The organism is Arthrobacter agilis (assembly GCF_006494655.1).
Lineage (GTDB): Bacteria > Actinomycetota > Actinomycetes > Actinomycetales > Micrococcaceae > Arthrobacter_D > Arthrobacter_D agilis.
On record NZ_VHIM01000007.1, the window covers coordinates 194,963 to 208,175 of the forward strand.

The following is a 13,213-nucleotide window of genomic DNA, read 5'->3' on the forward strand; positions in this document are numbered from 1 at the left end:
CGAGCCGGACCGTCGCCGTCAGGGCGCCCGGCCGTCGTTGCTGCGACGCGCGGGGAACGGGATGCGGTCGAGATCCGACGCCGCGACCACCGTGGCCGCCCCGGCGGTCAGCCTGGCCTGCGCGGCGAGCAGCTCGACGTCGTCGTACCGGGACGAGAAGTGCGTCAGGACGAGGGCCGACGCCGATCCGGACGCTGCGATGGATCCGGCCTGCCCCGCCGTGAGGTGGAGATACTGCTCGGCGAGCCGGACGTCGTCGTCGCTGAACGTGCTCTCCGTGACCAGCAGGTCCGCGCCCTCGGCCAGTGCGTACGCGCCGTCGCACACGGCCGTATCCATGACGAAGGCGAAGCGGAGCCCCCGACGGGGAACGCTGACGTCCTCGAGCCGTACCTTTCCGAGCGAGCCGTCCCGCGCCAGGCGGCCGACGTCGGGCCCTCCGACGCCCGCTTTCTCGAGCAGCGCGGGCAGGAAGGTGCGGCCGTCCGGCTCGGCCACCCGGTACCCGAACGCTTCGATCCGGTGGCGGAGGCGTTCGATGTCGATACCGTCGGCGATGGGTCCCGCCGCCCCGTGCGGGTGCAGGCGCAGGTCGAGGCCCGGGGTCGCGAGGGAGACGAGCGACCGCACCACCTCCTCGCCGGACGCCGGGTAGTGCAGGTGCACGGGGTGCGCGACTCCGTCGAGCACCATGCGGGAGAGCACTCCGGGTAGCCCGAAGCAGTGGTCCCCATGCACGTGGGTGAGGCAGATCCTCGTGATCCGTGACGCGGCGACGCCCGCGTGGATCAGCTGCCGCTGCGTGCCCTCGCCGGGATCGAAGAGAATGCCCTCGCGCTCCCACCGCAGGAAGTATCCATTGTGGTTGCGGGTCCTGGTGGGCACCTGGGACGCCGTCCCGAGGATGACGAGCTCGCGCATGGTCCCAGTCTCGCACCAGCGGATATCGGCGCGCGGAGCGGCACGGCGGTGGTGCAGCGTCCGCGGGTCGGGAGACAATGGCGGAAGTGCCGACGGCGCAGCCGGGCGGTGTACCGCTGGGGTCGGCACGGCCTCACGAAGGAGCATCGATCAGGTGGAACAGCAGCCCGGAGCGACAGCACGCGAGCTCGGGCGTGACCGGCCGGCAGTGAAGGCCGGGCGCGCCTGGAAGCAGGGTGCGTGGTGGGTGCCCTCCCGGGCCCTGGGACCCGCCGCGCTGGTGTCGCTGGCAGGATTCACGCTGCTCGTGCTGCACGCCTCAGTGGTCGGCTACGGGCTCCTCGTCCTGGCGCTCGTGGTGTCCGCAGCCCTCGATCGGCCACTGTTCCGGGATCTGCTGCTCATCGCCTTCAGCCTCACGGTCATGAGCCTCGTGCCCATCACCACCGACATCAGCCTGGGCCATATGAGCGTGATGGGGACCGCCATGATCGTCGCGGTCGCCGTGCCGTACGCGGTCTCCCGGTTCGTCTACCGGGACCACGCCGTGACCTTCCCCGTGCGTACGGGGGAGCCCTGGACCCGCACCGAGAAGTGGTATCTGCCCGCCGTCGTCGTCATCGGGTACGCGCTGCTGCCCGTCTACATGGTCGGGACCGGTGTCTACACGAACTGGCCGGCAGCGGACGAACCCGGTGAGGTGGCCCGGCTGTTCATCGGTACCAACGGCCTCGGGATCTGGGACGAGCTGTTCTTCATCTGCACGGTGTTCGCCCTCCTCCGGCGCCACCTGCCCATGGCGCAGGCCAACCTCCTCCAGGCCGTCCTCTTCACCTCGTTCCTGTGGGAGCTCGGCTTCCACGCCTGGGCGCCCTTCTTCATCTTCCCGTTCGCCCTCCTGCAGGCCTTCATCTTCACGCGCACGCGCTCGCTCTCCTACATCATCTGCGTCCACCTGCTTTTCGACTTCGTCCTGTTCCTCGTCCTGATCCACGCCCACACCCGGGCCTGGCTCGACATCTTCGTCTATTGAATGCCGCAGGCGTCGCCGAGGCGGCGGACTTCATCGACGAGTCCCTGCAGTGGGAGAGCACCTGGGAGCGCGCGGAGGAGCACGAGCGCCGCTACGGAGCCGGTCTCGAGTACTACGGGGCGTCGGTCGGCGCGGTGCGCGGCAGCATCCGGAACGCGGGACGCCGGTACCCGGAGATGACGCACGACGACGTCACCGCCCTCGCATCGGCCCTCTGGGCCCGACCCGTGTTCGAGCGCCGGCTCGCGGCCGTCGTCCTGCTGCAGTCAGCCGTGGCGTCCCTCCGCCACTCCGACCTGACGCGCATCGAGGGCTTCCTGCGCTCCGCCCACGTCCCCGACCTCGTGGATCCGCTGGCCGTCGACGTCGTCGGAGCCATGCTGCAGCGGTTGACGGGACAGGACGCCGCGCGTGCGCGCGCGGTCCTCGCACGGTGGGCCGGGGCAGACGACGCCTGGTTGCGGCGTGCGGCCGTCCTGGCTCATCTACCGGCCTTCCGGTCCGGGGACGGCGACGACGACGCCTTCCGGCGGACGGTCCGCGCGATCTCCGGGGTGCAGCGGAACCGCTCGCCCGAGGTCGAGGAGGCGATCGCCCTGGTGCGGTCCAGCGGGGCTCCGTAGCCGCGGACCCGGGCAGGAGACCTAGCGGATATCGATCGTGCGGATGAGCTTCCCGCGCAGGGCGGGGACCAGGTGGTGGACGCCCATCATGCCGACCCCGTATCGGCGGACGCGCCGCATGGAGGTGGCCACGCGGAGGGCCGAATCTATCCGGACGGCCCGGTAGCCGAAGCGGCGCGAGATCCGCGCCGAGAGATCGATGTCCTCGTCACGCTCGTCGATGGCGGTCCGCGCGAATCCGCCCGCGGTCAGGTAGGCCGAGGACCGGACGGCCATGTTGTGCCCGGCCACGAAGCGGAGGAACGCTGCATCGAGGTGCCGGGCGGCCATCATGATGCGCAGCAGGTGCAGGGCCCCGGTCATGAGGACGGTGTCCCCCCACCGGTAGTGCCGGTCCCGTAGCGGGACGCTGGTCCCTCCGACCAGTTGGACCCCGGGGTGTTCTGCGAAGGTCCTGCGGATACGTGCGCTCCAGTCACCCTCCGGCTCGCTGTCGCCGTCGGTGCGGCCGATGATCGGGAAGCCGTCCGCGATCGCCTGCCGGAAACCGGTATCGCACGCGGCTCCCGTGCCCTTCTGCCGCTCCGTGAGCACCACGATGTCGAGGGACGGGTGGGCGGCCGCGAAGTCACGGACCCGCTGCGCGGTGGCGTCCGTGGAGGCGTTGTCCACCACGTAGATCCGCAGATCGGCGGCGTCCCCCTGCTGCCGGAGAGCGTCGAGTGTGCGGTGGATGTCGGGTTCGTTGAAGACGGGGACGACGACGGCGAGCCGGTCGCGGATCCCCGGAGGATCGGTCCGCGCCGCAGGGTTCACGTTCACACTCCCACCCTAAGGTGACTGAGCGTCGCGCTCTGCACACCGGTCACGGCGCTCCACGGCTGGACAGTCCGGCCGAAGCGCTCCCGCCCTGGGAGGCGGGAGCGGTCAGGGTGCCCGGAGGCGGATCAGTGGGCGGCCACCGGGGCATCCCCTGCGTTCTGCGGTGCGCGGACGAAGAACGAGGCGACGACGGCCACCAGGAAGATGACCGCTCCGTACAGGAACGCTGCGCGGATTCCTCCGGCCATCGCGGCGGGGCCGGCGGCCCCCTCCGCGGTGAGCGCCGCCGTCTGCAGTGTCATCACGGAGATGAACAGGGCGGTGCCGGCAGCACCTGCGAGCTGCTGGGCCGTCCCGAAGACCGCGCTGCCGTGGGAGTAGAGCTGCGGCTTGACCGAGCCGAGCGCCGAGGTGAGCAGGGGGGTGAAGATCAGGGCGAGCCCGATGCTGAGCACCACGTGGGCGGCGAGCACCAGCAGGACCGGCGTAGTCTCGGTGACCTGTGTCATGGCCCAGAAGACGGCACTGACCAGCAGCGAGCCGGGGACGAGCAGGACGCGCGGCCCACGACGGTCGTAGATGCGGCCGACCACGGGGCCGAGGAGGCCCATGGCGAGCCCGCCGGGCAGGAGGAGGAGACCGGACACGAACGGTTCCTGGCCGAGGACCGTCTGCACATAGATGGGGATCAGGATGATGGTCCCGAAGAGGGCCATCATGCTCACGGCGATCGCGGTGAGGGAGATGGTGAAGTTCCGCGAGGAGAAGACCCGGAGATCGAGCAGGGCCGCATCACGGCGCTGCAGGGAGAGCTGGCGGCCGACGAACACCGCGAGGATGACGAGACCGGCCACGAGGGGCAGCCACGGCGGAACGGCGCTTCCCTCGGACGCCTCGCCCAGTCGGCTGAAGCCGAAGATGATGCCGCCGAAGGCGAAGGCCGAGAGGATCACGGACAGCACGTCGATGGCGGAGCGCCGGGGCGTGGTGACGTTCTGCATCTTCGCAGCGCCGATCGCGAGGGCCGCCAGGGCGATCGGCAGGACGAGCCAGAAGATCCAGCGCCACTCGAGGACGCTGAGGATGCCGCCGGAGATGGTGGGGCCCAGAGCGGGAGCAACGGCGATCACGATCGAGATGTTGCCCATGACCTTGCCACGCGAGGTCACGGGCACCAGCGTCATGACCGTGGTCATCAGCAGCGGCATCATGATGGCGGTGCCGCTCGCCTGCACCACGCGCCCGGCGACCAGCATGCCGAAACCGGGAGCCAGTGCGGCGATCAGGGTGCCCAGGCTGAAGAGGGTCATGGCCGCCAGGAAGACCGGGCGTGTGTTGAACCGATGCAGGAGGAATCCCGTCACGGGGATCACCACGGCCATGGTGAGCAGGAAGGCGGTGGTGAGCCACTGACCGGCGCCCACGGTCACACCGAGTTCCTGCACCAGGCGCGGGATCGCGACGCCCATGATCGTCTCGTTGAGGATCACCACGAAGGCCGAGATCAGCAGGAGCGTGATGACGAGTTTGTCGCGGGCCGGCAGGGCGTCGTCGGCCGGCGGGGCCGCGGTGGTCGAGGCCTTCGAGAGCGTGGACGTCGCGCCCGGGATGCCACGATCGGGAGAGACGGCGGCGCCTGAACTTGGCACCTCCGGGCTCGGGGTCGCGTCGGAGACGCGTGGGGGTGGGCTCTGGGTCATGATGTTCCGCTCGTTCGGTCTGCTGTGCGGCGCGGGCGGGATCCTTCCGCCGTCGTGCCAGGTGCGTGGTCTGCCCGACCACCTGCCGGGAAATGGTTGATGCAGTCAATCACTTTGAACCGCGGTGGTCCGCGCTCTATTCCGCAGCGCCGCGACCCGTCCGTGGGACGGGGCTCGGAGCCGGCGTGTGGGCCAGGGGCTACGGGAGCGCCGACGGCGTACAGCCGGCCGCGGTCAGGGCGTCGCCGTCGGCGATGACTAGCATAGGCGGGTGATCAGCCGCGAGCCACGGCTGTGATCGGCCCGTGCCGGTTCCGGGCCGAGCCACGACCCGGCCACTCGACGAAGGAGTTCCTCAGTGCACGATTCGTTCTACCGTGACCTCGGCGACGGGCGCTTCGCGTCCACCGTCCATGCCCAGGGCGCCTGGAATCCGCGCGAGCAGCACATGGCGCCCATCTCCGGGCTCCTCACGCAGTGCCTGCTCGACCACCAGCCGCGCGCCGGCATGCAGCTGAGCCGCCTGAGCTTCGACATCCTCGGCATGATCCCCGAGGGCGAGTTCGAGATCTCCACGACCGTCGTGCGTCCGGGCCGCACGATCGAACTGCTCGAGGCCCGTATGGAGGCGGCGGGCAGGACGGCGATCATCGCCAGGGCGTGGCGCTTGAGCACGCAGGACACCGTGGACGTGGCAGCGATCGAGGATCCCCGTATCCCCGGTCCCGACGAGGCCGGACCGCACGAGGGCATGACGGCCTGGCCGGGCGGGTTCATCCGCTCCCTGGAGGTGCGCGTGGTACCCGGTCACCGCCCCGGGCGCGGGCAGGTCTGGATCCGCAACCCGTTCGCCATGCTGGACGGGAGACGGACGCCCGACGTCGTACGCCTGGTCGGGATGATGGATGCCGCCAACGGCATCGCGTCGCGGGTGGCGCCGGGCGGAGAGAGCTGGATGTTCCCGAACGTGGACCTGCAAATCCACCTGCACCGGGAGCCCGCCGGGGAATGGCTGGGCCTCGACACACGCGTCACCTTCGGGGCGAACGGCGTCGGTCTCACATCGAGCGTCGTCCACGACCTGGCCGGACCCTTCGGCAGGCTCGAGCAGATCCTGACCATCCGGAAGCTCTGAACCGGACCTCCTGTCCGGCGCCGGAATGCCCCGGGCCCCTGCACCGTTGGAGAAGGAACGGACGCTTGCCGCGCCTCCGGCGCTCGAGCGGTCACCGCGCCCACGCGACCGTGGGACGACGTCGAGGAAGAGGAACCATGCCGAAAGCAATCTGGAACGACCACGTCATCGCGGAGTCCGCGGACACCGTCATGGTCGAGGGGAACCACTACTTCCCGCCCGGCTCCATCACCAGCGAGTTCTTCGTCCCGACCGAGACGCAGACCGTCTGCCCCTGGAAGGGGACAGCGAGCTACTTCAGTCTGGAGGTCGACGGCCACCAGAACAAGGACGCCGCCTGGACGTATGCGGAGCCGAAAGAAGCGGCGGAGAACATCCGCGGTCACTACGCTTTCTGGAAGGGCGTCACGGTCAGCGAGTGACCACCAGCGAAAGGGCGCCGTCGGACGATGGCGCCCTTTCCTGTTCCGGACCGGTCACGCGCCGGACCGGCGCAGCCCGCACCCCCCGAACGGACGACGGCGCCGCACGGCGCAGGATGAAGGAGCACCATGGAGAACCGGACACTCGGCAACAGCGGAACCTCGGTCTCGCACCTCGCGCTCGGCACGATGACCTTCGGCGCGGAGTCCGACGAGGCGACCTCGCACGCCATCCTCTCGGACTACGCGGCGGCGGGCGGCAACCTCGTGGACACCGCCGACGTCTACACCGCGGGGGCATCGGAGGAGATCATCGGGCGCTGGATCGCGAAGAACCCGGCCGACAGCGAGCGCATGGTGCTCGCCTCGAAGGGCCGCTTCCCGATGGGCACCGACGCCAACGACCTCGGGTTGTCCCGCCGGCATCTCCGCCGCGCCCTGGATGCCTCGCTCACGCGCCTCGGTGTGGAGCACATCGACCTGTACCAGGTGCACTCCTGGGACCCGCTGACCCCGCTCGAGGAGACCCTCGGCTTCCTCAACGAGGCCGTGGTGCAGGGCAAGATCGGATACTACGGATTCTCCAACTACACGGGCTGGCAGCTCACCAAGGCCGTGATGACGGCCCGCGGGCGCGGATACTCCCTGCCGGTCACGCTGCAGCCGCAATACTCCCTGCTCGTCCGCGAGATCGAGGCGGAGATCGTCCCCGCAGTGCTCGACGCCGGGATGGGCATGCTGCCCTGGTCCCCGCTCGGCGGTGGCTGGCTCACGGGCAAGTACACCCGCGACACCGAACCGACGGGCGAGACCCGCCTCGGTGAGAACCCGCAGCGTGGCATGGAAGCCTGGGAGAAGCGCAATGCGCAGGACCGCACCTGGCGCATCATCGACACCGTCACGGGCATCGCGTCCGAGCGCGGCGTCAACGCGTCGCAGGTGGCCCTCGCCTGGGTGGCCGCGAAGCCGGGCGTGACATCGGTGATCCTCGGGGCTCGCACCCGGGAGCAACTGGCCGACAACATGGCGTCCGCCGACGTCGAGCTCTCGAACGAGGAGTTCGGCAGGCTCGACGACGTCAGCGCACCGACGTTCAGCGACTACCCCTACGGCGGTCCCGGCATGGAGCAGCGCAGCCGATCCATCGACGGCGGCCGCTGACGCAGTTGGCCGTGCCCGCCTGACGGGTTATCGTTCGAGCAGTGACACGGGGTGTCCCTCCAGGCGGAGGGGCTGAGATGAGACCCGTCGAACCTGATCCAGCTCATACTGGCGAAGGAATGTCCTGCCGGGCCGTGAGCCCCGTGCGTCCCTCCGCCCTACCGCGAGAGGCCGCCACCATGCACCACGACAAGGACGCTTCCCCGCCCCCTCCGGGCCCGGTCACCGCCGGGGACTGCGCGCAGCTGCTCGCAGACCTCCGCGGGACCGTCCCGCTGGTCCAGTGCGTCACGAACGCCGTCGTCACGAACTTCACCGCCAATGTGCTGCTGGCGATCGGCGCCGCGCCGGCCATGGTCGACCTCCCGGGCGAGGCCCGCCAGTTCGCACCCGTCGCCTCGGGGGTGCTGCTGAATCTCGGGACGCCCACGGGCCCGCAGCGGGAAGCCATGCTGGAGGCCGCAGATGCGGCGAACAGTGCCGGGACGCCCTGGGTGCTCGATCCCGTGGCCGTCGGCTTCCTCACCCTCCGCACGGAGACAGCCGCCACGCTCGCCTCCCGGCGGCCCACCATCATCCGGGGGAACGCCTCGGAGATCATCGCCCTCGCGGGTGCCGGAGGCGGCGGCCGGGGTGTCGACTCCGTCGATGAACCCGATGCTGCCCTCGACGCCGCCCGGAGCCTGGCCTCGCGCCACGGCTCGGTGGTCGCCGTGTCCGGTGCGGTGGACGCCATCGTCCCACCGTCCGGCACCGTCGTAGGGGTGGCCAACGGCACGCCCCTCCTCACGCGCGTCACCGGCGGCGGCTGCGCTCTCGGGGCGGTCATGGCGGCCTTCGCCTCGCTGACCCCGGACCCACTGCTCGCGGCTGCGGCCGCCACCGGTGCGTACACACTCGCCGCCGAAGCTGCTGCGGCGCGGGCGGCAGGGCCGGGCACTTTCGCCGTCCACTTCCTCGACGCGCTCGCCGCCCTCGCACCGGATGACGTGGAGCGCGGACTGCAGCTGCAGGAGAGCCTCTGATGGTGTGTCAGGACAGCGCGGGCCGGAGGGCGCCGTCGTCCTACCTGCCGCTCTACCTGGTGACCGACACCGCGCTGTGCTCGCCGCGGTCCGTGCCCGACGTCGTCGCGCTCGCCGTCGGGGGAGGTGCGACCTGCGTCCAGGTGCGGGACAAGGCGGCGGGCGGGCGCGCCCTCGTGGAGCTGCTGGTGGCCGTGGCCGACGCCGTGGACGGCAGGGTCCCCGTGCTGGTCGACGATCGCGTGGACGTCTACCTCGCGGCACGCGCGCGCGGTGCGCGCGTCGACGGCGTCCACGTAGGGCAATCCGATCTCCCGGCGGACCTCGTGCGGCAGATCGTCGGGCCGCACGCCGTCGTCGGGCTGAGCGCCGCGACGCCGGAGGAGTTCCGCCGCGCGGCTGCGCTCCCGCCCGGCACCGTGGACTATCTCGGCGTCGGCGCCGTGTACGCCACGTCGACGAAACCCGACCACCCGGTGCCCCTCGGTCTCGAAGGGTTCGCGGCCCTTCTGGCGTCCGCGCCGCTGCCGAGCGTCGCGATCGGCGGCCTGTCCGCCGTCGACGCCGCCGAGCTCCGTCGCGCCGGCGCGGCAGGCATGGCGGTCGTCTCCGCTGTCTGCGCAGCCGCGGACCCTGCCGCCGCCGCACGGGACCTGATCGGTGCCTGGAACGCCTAGAACGCCTAGAACGCCTGGACACCGCCAGGGACGCCTCCATCGCCGTGCTGGTCGGTGGAACGCTGCGTGCTGAATACGATGGACGGATGAGCACTCCCTGGAACGGCGCCGACGCGCTCGCCGTCGTCGTCGGGGCGGGGGACGCCGATCCCGGCGAGACCGGCGCTGCCGCCGAGCTGGATCGGGGGATCACCCTGCTCCGTGAGGCCGCGGCCGGCACCCGTGGGCCGGTGCTCCGCCTCTACCGGCCGAGCCCCACCGTGGCCTTCGGACAGCGGGACGCACGCCTTCCCGGATTCCCCGACGCCGCCGATGCCGCGGCCGCGCACGGCTACGCCCCCCTCGTGCGCCGGGCGGGAGGCCGGGCGGCGGCCTACCACCGGGGCTGCCTCGTGGTGGACCATATCGAGCCGGCACCCGATGGCGTCGCCGGAACGCGGGCGCGCTTCGCCGCGTTCGGTGATTTCTTCGCGGGAGTCCTGGGCGACGTCGGCCTCGACGCGCACGTCGGCGAGGTGCCGGGTGAGTACTGTCCAGGCGAGTTCAGCGTCCACGGTCGGCGCGGCGGCGTCCCCGCCGTCAAGCTCGTCGGCACAGCGCAGCGTGTGGTCGCCGGGGCCTGGTTGTTCTCGTCCGTGGTGGTGGTCCAGGACGCCGGTCCGCTGCGCGCCGTCCTGACGGACGTGTACGCCGCGCTCGGTCTCGCCTGGGATCCGTCGACCGCGGGGGCGGCCGAGGACCTCGCGGCGGGTGTCACGGTCGACGACGTCGAGCGCGCGCTCCTCGCGTCCTATGTAGCCGTCGTCCGGCTGGCTGCGGGCCCGTGAGGCCCGATGCGGGTCCGCCGCAGATCTGAGACGTTCTCCGGATCCCGTCCAAATCGAGGGCCCCGGACGGACACGGAACGGCGCCCCGGTCCCTCAGGTGGAGGGAACAGGGCACCGTCGATCGTTGCAGGAGCAGCCGCGCGGTGTCAGTGGCCCCGCGCGATCCACTCCTCGAGGTGCGGGGCCTCGTCGCCGATCGTCGTGCTGTCGCCGTGGCCGGTGCGGGCGATCGTGTCGGCGGGCAGGGTCAGGAGACGGGAGCGAATGGACTCGATGATGGTCGGGAAGTCGCTGAAGGACCGCCCGGTGGCGCCGGGTCCGCCCTGGAACAGCGTGTCACCGGTGAAGACCGTGCCGGCCTCCTCGAGGTAGTAGCAGGTGGACCCGGGGGAGTGGCCGGGCGTGTGCAGGGCGGTGAGGCTGACGCCGGCGACGTCGATCCTGTCGCCGTCGGCGATCCACTGGTCGGGGCTCAGCTCCGGGAACACCATGTCCCACAGTTCGCGGTCGGCCTCGTGCAGGTGGATCGGTGCTCGGACGGCGTCGAAGAGGTCCCCGACGGCACGGATGTGGTCGTCGTGCGCGTGGGTCAGGAGGATCGCCCGCACAGTCCGGCCGTTCACCTGCTCCACGATCGCCTGGGCGTCGTGCGGCGCATCGATGATGACGCACTCGTCGTCATCACCCACGATCCAGACATTGTTGTCGACGTCCCACGTGCCGCCGTCGAGCGAGAACGTGCCCGAGGTGACGAGGTGCTCGATCCGCGCGCCCATCAGAGTTCCACCACGGAGCGCAGCACGGCGCCGCCGTGCATCTTCTCGAAGGCCTCCTCGACCTGGTCGAGCGAGATGCGCTCGGTGACGAAGGCCTCGAGGTCGAGGGTGCCCTGCAGGTAGTGGCTGACGAGCATCGGGAAGTCCCGGCTGGGCAGGCAGTCCCCGTACCAGGAGGATTTCAACGAGCCCCCGCGGCCGAAGACGTCCAGCAGCGGGAGTTCGAGGGTCATCTCGGGCGTCGGCACGCCGACGAGCACGACCGTCCCGGCGAGGTCGCGGGCGTAGAACGCCTGCTTGTACGTCTCGGGACGCCCGACGGCGTCGATCACGACGTCGGCGCCGTTGCCGCCGGTCAGGGCGTGGACGGCCTCCACGGGGTCCTGCTCCTTGGAGTTGACGGTGTGGGTGGCGCCGAGGCCCTTCGCGAGTTCCAGCTTCCGGTCGTCGATGTCGACGGCGATGATCGTGGTGGCGCCCGCGAGCTTCGACCCGGCGACGGCGGCGATGCCCACTCCACCGCAGCCGATCACGGCGACCGAATCGCCGAGGGACACGTTGCCCGTGTTGATGGCCGCGCCGATGCCCGCCATGACCCCGCAGCCCAGGAGACCGACGGCGGCGGCATCCGCCGCCGGATCCACCGTGGTGCACTGCCCGGCGGCCACGAGGGTCTTCTCCGCGAAGGCTCCGATCCCGAGTGCCGCCGTGAGCTCCGTGCCGTCCTCGAGCGTCATCTTTTGCGTGGCGTTGTGCGTGTCGAAGCAGTACTGCGGCTCGCCGCGCCGGCACGCCCGGCACTCACCGCAGACGGCACGCCAGTTCAGGATCACGCGATCGCCCGGTGCAACCTGCGTGACGTCGTCGCCCACGGCGCTGACCACTCCCGTGGCCTCGTGGCCGAGGAGGAAGGGGAACTCGTCGTTGATGCCGCCCTGCTTGTAGTGGAGATCCGTATGGCAGACGCCGCAGGTGAGGATGTCCACCAGCGCCTCGCCCGGCCCGGGATCCGGGACCAGGATGGTCTCGATGGTGGCGGGGGCATCCTTGGCCCGCACGACGACGCCCTGAACTCTATGCACCATGGTCTCGCTGTCCTTCCGCTGGGTACGTACTGGCGGGCGGACCTCGTCGATCCTGCCCGCCTGTTCCAGCATAGGGGGGGCGCACGGTGCGCGCCGAGGCGCCGCAGGTCAGGCTGCGAGCCGGGTCTTCACGTCGGCGAGGGACGGGTTCGTGGCCGTGCTGCCGTCGGGGAAGATCACGGTGGGAACGGTCTGGTTGCCGCCGTTGAGCGAGGCCACGAGTTCCGCGGTGCCCTCGACCTCCTCGATGTTCACCTCGGTATACCCGATGCCCTGGGCGTCCAGCTGGGACTTGAGACGGCGGCAGTAGCCGCACCACGATGTGGAGAACATGGTGATGGAACCGAATTCTGGCGTGAAGTCCACGGTGCTCCTTCGATCGGTGCGGCGGTCCCGCACGGGATGGTATTCGGCGGACGGCTCTGGCGCCCGCACTTCCCACAACGCGTCCGGTGCAGCTGACATTCCGTCTCCTCGGTCTCATCCGTCGTCTCCGTCGTGTTTCGTCATCCGCCTGCCGCTCCACCGCGATCCGGCGGCGGGCAGCGGTAGGCTCACGGCATGCCCGGAGAGAACGAAGAGCAAAACGCGAAGCAGTTGGCAGCGGTGCGTGTGGCCATCAACGAGGTCGACGAGCAGATCGTCTCGCTCATCGCCCGGCGGGAGCGCCTGGTGCGGCGGGCCGGCGCGCTGAAGCGGGACGACGAATCCGTCCGCGCGCCGGCACGCGTGGAGCAGGTGATCACGAACGTGCGCGGGTATGCCGAGCGCCTCGGCGTGGACCCCACGGTCGTCGAACACACCTACCGCGCGATGATCTCCGCCTTCATCGACTACGAGCTCAAGGTGCGGCGCGGACACTGACGCGCCTCCGCGCGGCGAGCGTGTTGGTCGGCCCTGCACCCAGCCGATACGATCAGGAGGGCGGTTCCGGCCCTTTCGCGGTGCCGCCCTGCCCGTCAGGGCCGCCCTTCTTTCCGATTCCCCGAGGAGACCACCCGTGTCA

15 protein-coding genes and 1 riboswitch are annotated in these 13,213 nt (G+C 70.7%); of the genes, 9 read left to right on the forward strand and 6 right to left on the reverse strand.

All coding sequences use genetic code 11. From position 1 onward, the window contains the following. Window positions 1–18 precede the first annotated feature (18 nt). Complete coding sequence (locus FJV46_RS12265) at window positions 19–921, reverse strand: ribonuclease Z (RefSeq protein WP_087026293.1); 903 nt, start codon at window positions 919–921, stop codon at window positions 19–21. A gap of 154 nt (window positions 922–1,075) precedes the next feature. On the opposite strand from FJV46_RS12265, the gene FJV46_RS12270 reads away from it, so the two are divergent. Continuing rightward, window positions 1,076–1,954, forward strand: coding sequence for a CPBP family intramembrane glutamic endopeptidase (locus FJV46_RS12270; RefSeq protein ID WP_306298272.1), 879 nt, complete (start codon window positions 1,076–1,078; stop codon window positions 1,952–1,954). Next, window positions 1,951–2,577, forward strand: a complete 627-nt coding sequence (locus FJV46_RS12275) for a DNA alkylation repair protein (RefSeq protein WP_087026296.1) — start codon at window positions 1,951–1,953, stop codon at window positions 2,575–2,577. Before FJV46_RS12270 ends, FJV46_RS12275 begins: the two co-directional genes overlap by 4 nt. Before the next feature lie 21 nt (window positions 2,578–2,598). Here the strand turns inward: FJV46_RS12275 and FJV46_RS12280 are convergent, their stop codons facing one another. Both FJV46_RS12280 and FJV46_RS12285 read right to left on the reverse strand, forming a co-directional pair. Then, window positions 2,599–3,399, reverse strand: coding sequence for a glycosyltransferase family 2 protein (locus tag FJV46_RS12280; protein WP_087026299.1), 801 nt, complete (start codon window positions 3,397–3,399; stop codon window positions 2,599–2,601). Between the two features lie 125 nt (window positions 3,400–3,524). Continuing rightward, window positions 3,525–5,099, reverse strand: coding sequence for a DHA2 family efflux MFS transporter permease subunit (locus tag FJV46_RS12285; RefSeq protein WP_087026302.1), 1,575 nt, complete (start codon window positions 5,097–5,099; stop codon window positions 3,525–3,527). Between the two features lie 358 nt (window positions 5,100–5,457). Here FJV46_RS12285 and FJV46_RS12290 point away from each other — a divergent pair, with 358 nt between their 5' ends. The 6 genes from FJV46_RS12290 to FJV46_RS12315 all read left to right on the forward strand — a co-directional run bounded on the left by FJV46_RS12290 (window position 5,458) and on the right by FJV46_RS12315 (window position 10,346). Next, window positions 5,458–6,234, forward strand: a complete 777-nt coding sequence (locus FJV46_RS12290; protein WP_087026305.1) for a thioesterase family protein — start codon at window positions 5,458–5,460, stop codon at window positions 6,232–6,234. A 137-nt stretch (window positions 6,235–6,371) separates the two neighbouring features. Continuing rightward, window positions 6,372–6,656, forward strand: coding sequence for a DUF427 domain-containing protein (locus FJV46_RS12295; protein WP_087026308.1), 285 nt, complete (start codon window positions 6,372–6,374; stop codon window positions 6,654–6,656). A gap of 129 nt (window positions 6,657–6,785) precedes the next feature. Continuing rightward, window positions 6,786–7,817 (forward strand): aldo/keto reductase, encoded by a 1,032-nt coding sequence (locus FJV46_RS12300; RefSeq protein ID WP_087026311.1) that lies wholly within the window; start codon window positions 6,786–6,788, stop codon window positions 7,815–7,817. A gap of 37 nt (window positions 7,818–7,854) precedes the next feature. Next, window positions 7,855–7,954: riboswitch (TPP riboswitch) on the forward strand. Window positions 7,955–7,996: 42 nt separating this feature from the next. Further along, window positions 7,997–8,842 (forward strand): hydroxyethylthiazole kinase, encoded by an 846-nt coding sequence (thiM, locus tag FJV46_RS12305; RefSeq protein WP_087026410.1) that lies wholly within the window; start codon window positions 7,997–7,999, stop codon window positions 8,840–8,842. Continuing rightward, a complete protein-coding gene (gene thiE / locus FJV46_RS12310; RefSeq protein WP_087026313.1) occupies window positions 8,842–9,519 on the forward strand; it encodes a thiamine phosphate synthase in 678 nt (225 codons plus the stop codon). The genes thiM and thiE overlap by 1 nt, the downstream gene beginning before the upstream one ends. An 86-nt stretch (window positions 9,520–9,605) precedes the next feature. Further along, entirely contained in the window at window positions 9,606–10,346 is a 741-nt protein-coding gene (locus FJV46_RS12315; protein WP_232008633.1) for a lipoate--protein ligase family protein, read from the forward strand. 146 nt (window positions 10,347–10,492) lie between these two features. On the opposite strand, the gene FJV46_RS12320 is transcribed toward FJV46_RS12315, so the two are convergent. The 3 genes from FJV46_RS12320 to FJV46_RS12330 all read right to left on the reverse strand — a co-directional run bounded on the left by FJV46_RS12320 (window position 10,493) and on the right by FJV46_RS12330 (window position 12,573). After that, window positions 10,493–11,122 carry an MBL fold metallo-hydrolase gene (locus tag FJV46_RS12320; RefSeq protein ID WP_087026316.1) on the reverse strand — a complete coding sequence of 210 codons (630 nt, stop codon included), beginning with the start codon at window positions 11,120–11,122 and terminating at the stop codon, window positions 10,493–10,495. Further along, complete coding sequence (locus FJV46_RS12325) at window positions 11,122–12,207, reverse strand: S-(hydroxymethyl)mycothiol dehydrogenase (RefSeq protein ID WP_087026319.1); 1,086 nt, start codon at window positions 12,205–12,207, stop codon at window positions 11,122–11,124. Before FJV46_RS12325 ends, FJV46_RS12320 begins: the two co-directional genes overlap by 1 nt. Window positions 12,208–12,315: 108 nt before the next feature. Beyond that, window positions 12,316–12,573 carry a mycoredoxin gene (locus FJV46_RS12330; RefSeq protein WP_087026322.1) on the reverse strand — a complete coding sequence of 86 codons (258 nt, stop codon included), beginning with the start codon at window positions 12,571–12,573 and terminating at the stop codon, window positions 12,316–12,318. Between the two features lie 195 nt (window positions 12,574–12,768). Here FJV46_RS12330 and FJV46_RS12335 point away from each other — a divergent pair, with 195 nt between their 5' ends. Continuing rightward, entirely contained in the window at window positions 12,769–13,071 is a 303-nt protein-coding gene (locus FJV46_RS12335) for a chorismate mutase (RefSeq protein ID WP_087026325.1), read from the forward strand. The last annotated feature ends 142 nt before the right edge of the window (window positions 13,072–13,213 follow it).

Coding starts and splice junctions, on each gene's coding strand:
- FJV46_RS12265 (WP_087026293.1), bottom strand. CDS start 921: ATGCGCGAGCTCGTCATCCTCGGGACGGCGTCCCAGGTGCCCACCAGG.
- FJV46_RS12285 (WP_087026302.1), bottom strand. CDS start 5,099: ATGACCCAGAGCCCACCCCCACGCGTCTCCGACGCGACCCCGAGCCCG.
- FJV46_RS12295 (WP_087026308.1), top strand. CDS start 6,372: ATGCCGAAAGCAATCTGGAACGACCACGTCATCGCGGAGTCCGCGGAC.
- FJV46_RS12300 (WP_087026311.1), top strand. CDS start 6,786: ATGGAGAACCGGACACTCGGCAACAGCGGAACCTCGGTCTCGCACCTC.
- thiM (WP_087026410.1), top strand. CDS start 7,997: ATGCACCACGACAAGGACGCTTCCCCGCCCCCTCCGGGCCCGGTCACC.
- thiE (WP_087026313.1), top strand. CDS start 8,842: ATGGTGTGTCAGGACAGCGCGGGCCGGAGGGCGCCGTCGTCCTACCTG.
- FJV46_RS12315 (WP_232008633.1), top strand. CDS start 9,606: ATGAGCACTCCCTGGAACGGCGCCGACGCGCTCGCCGTCGTCGTCGGG.
- FJV46_RS12320 (WP_087026316.1), bottom strand. CDS start 11,122: ATGGGCGCGCGGATCGAGCACCTCGTCACCTCGGGCACGTTCTCGCTC.
- FJV46_RS12325 (WP_087026319.1), bottom strand. CDS start 12,207: ATGGTGCATAGAGTTCAGGGCGTCGTCGTGCGGGCCAAGGATGCCCCC.
- FJV46_RS12335 (WP_087026325.1), top strand. CDS start 12,769: ATGCCCGGAGAGAACGAAGAGCAAAACGCGAAGCAGTTGGCAGCGGTG.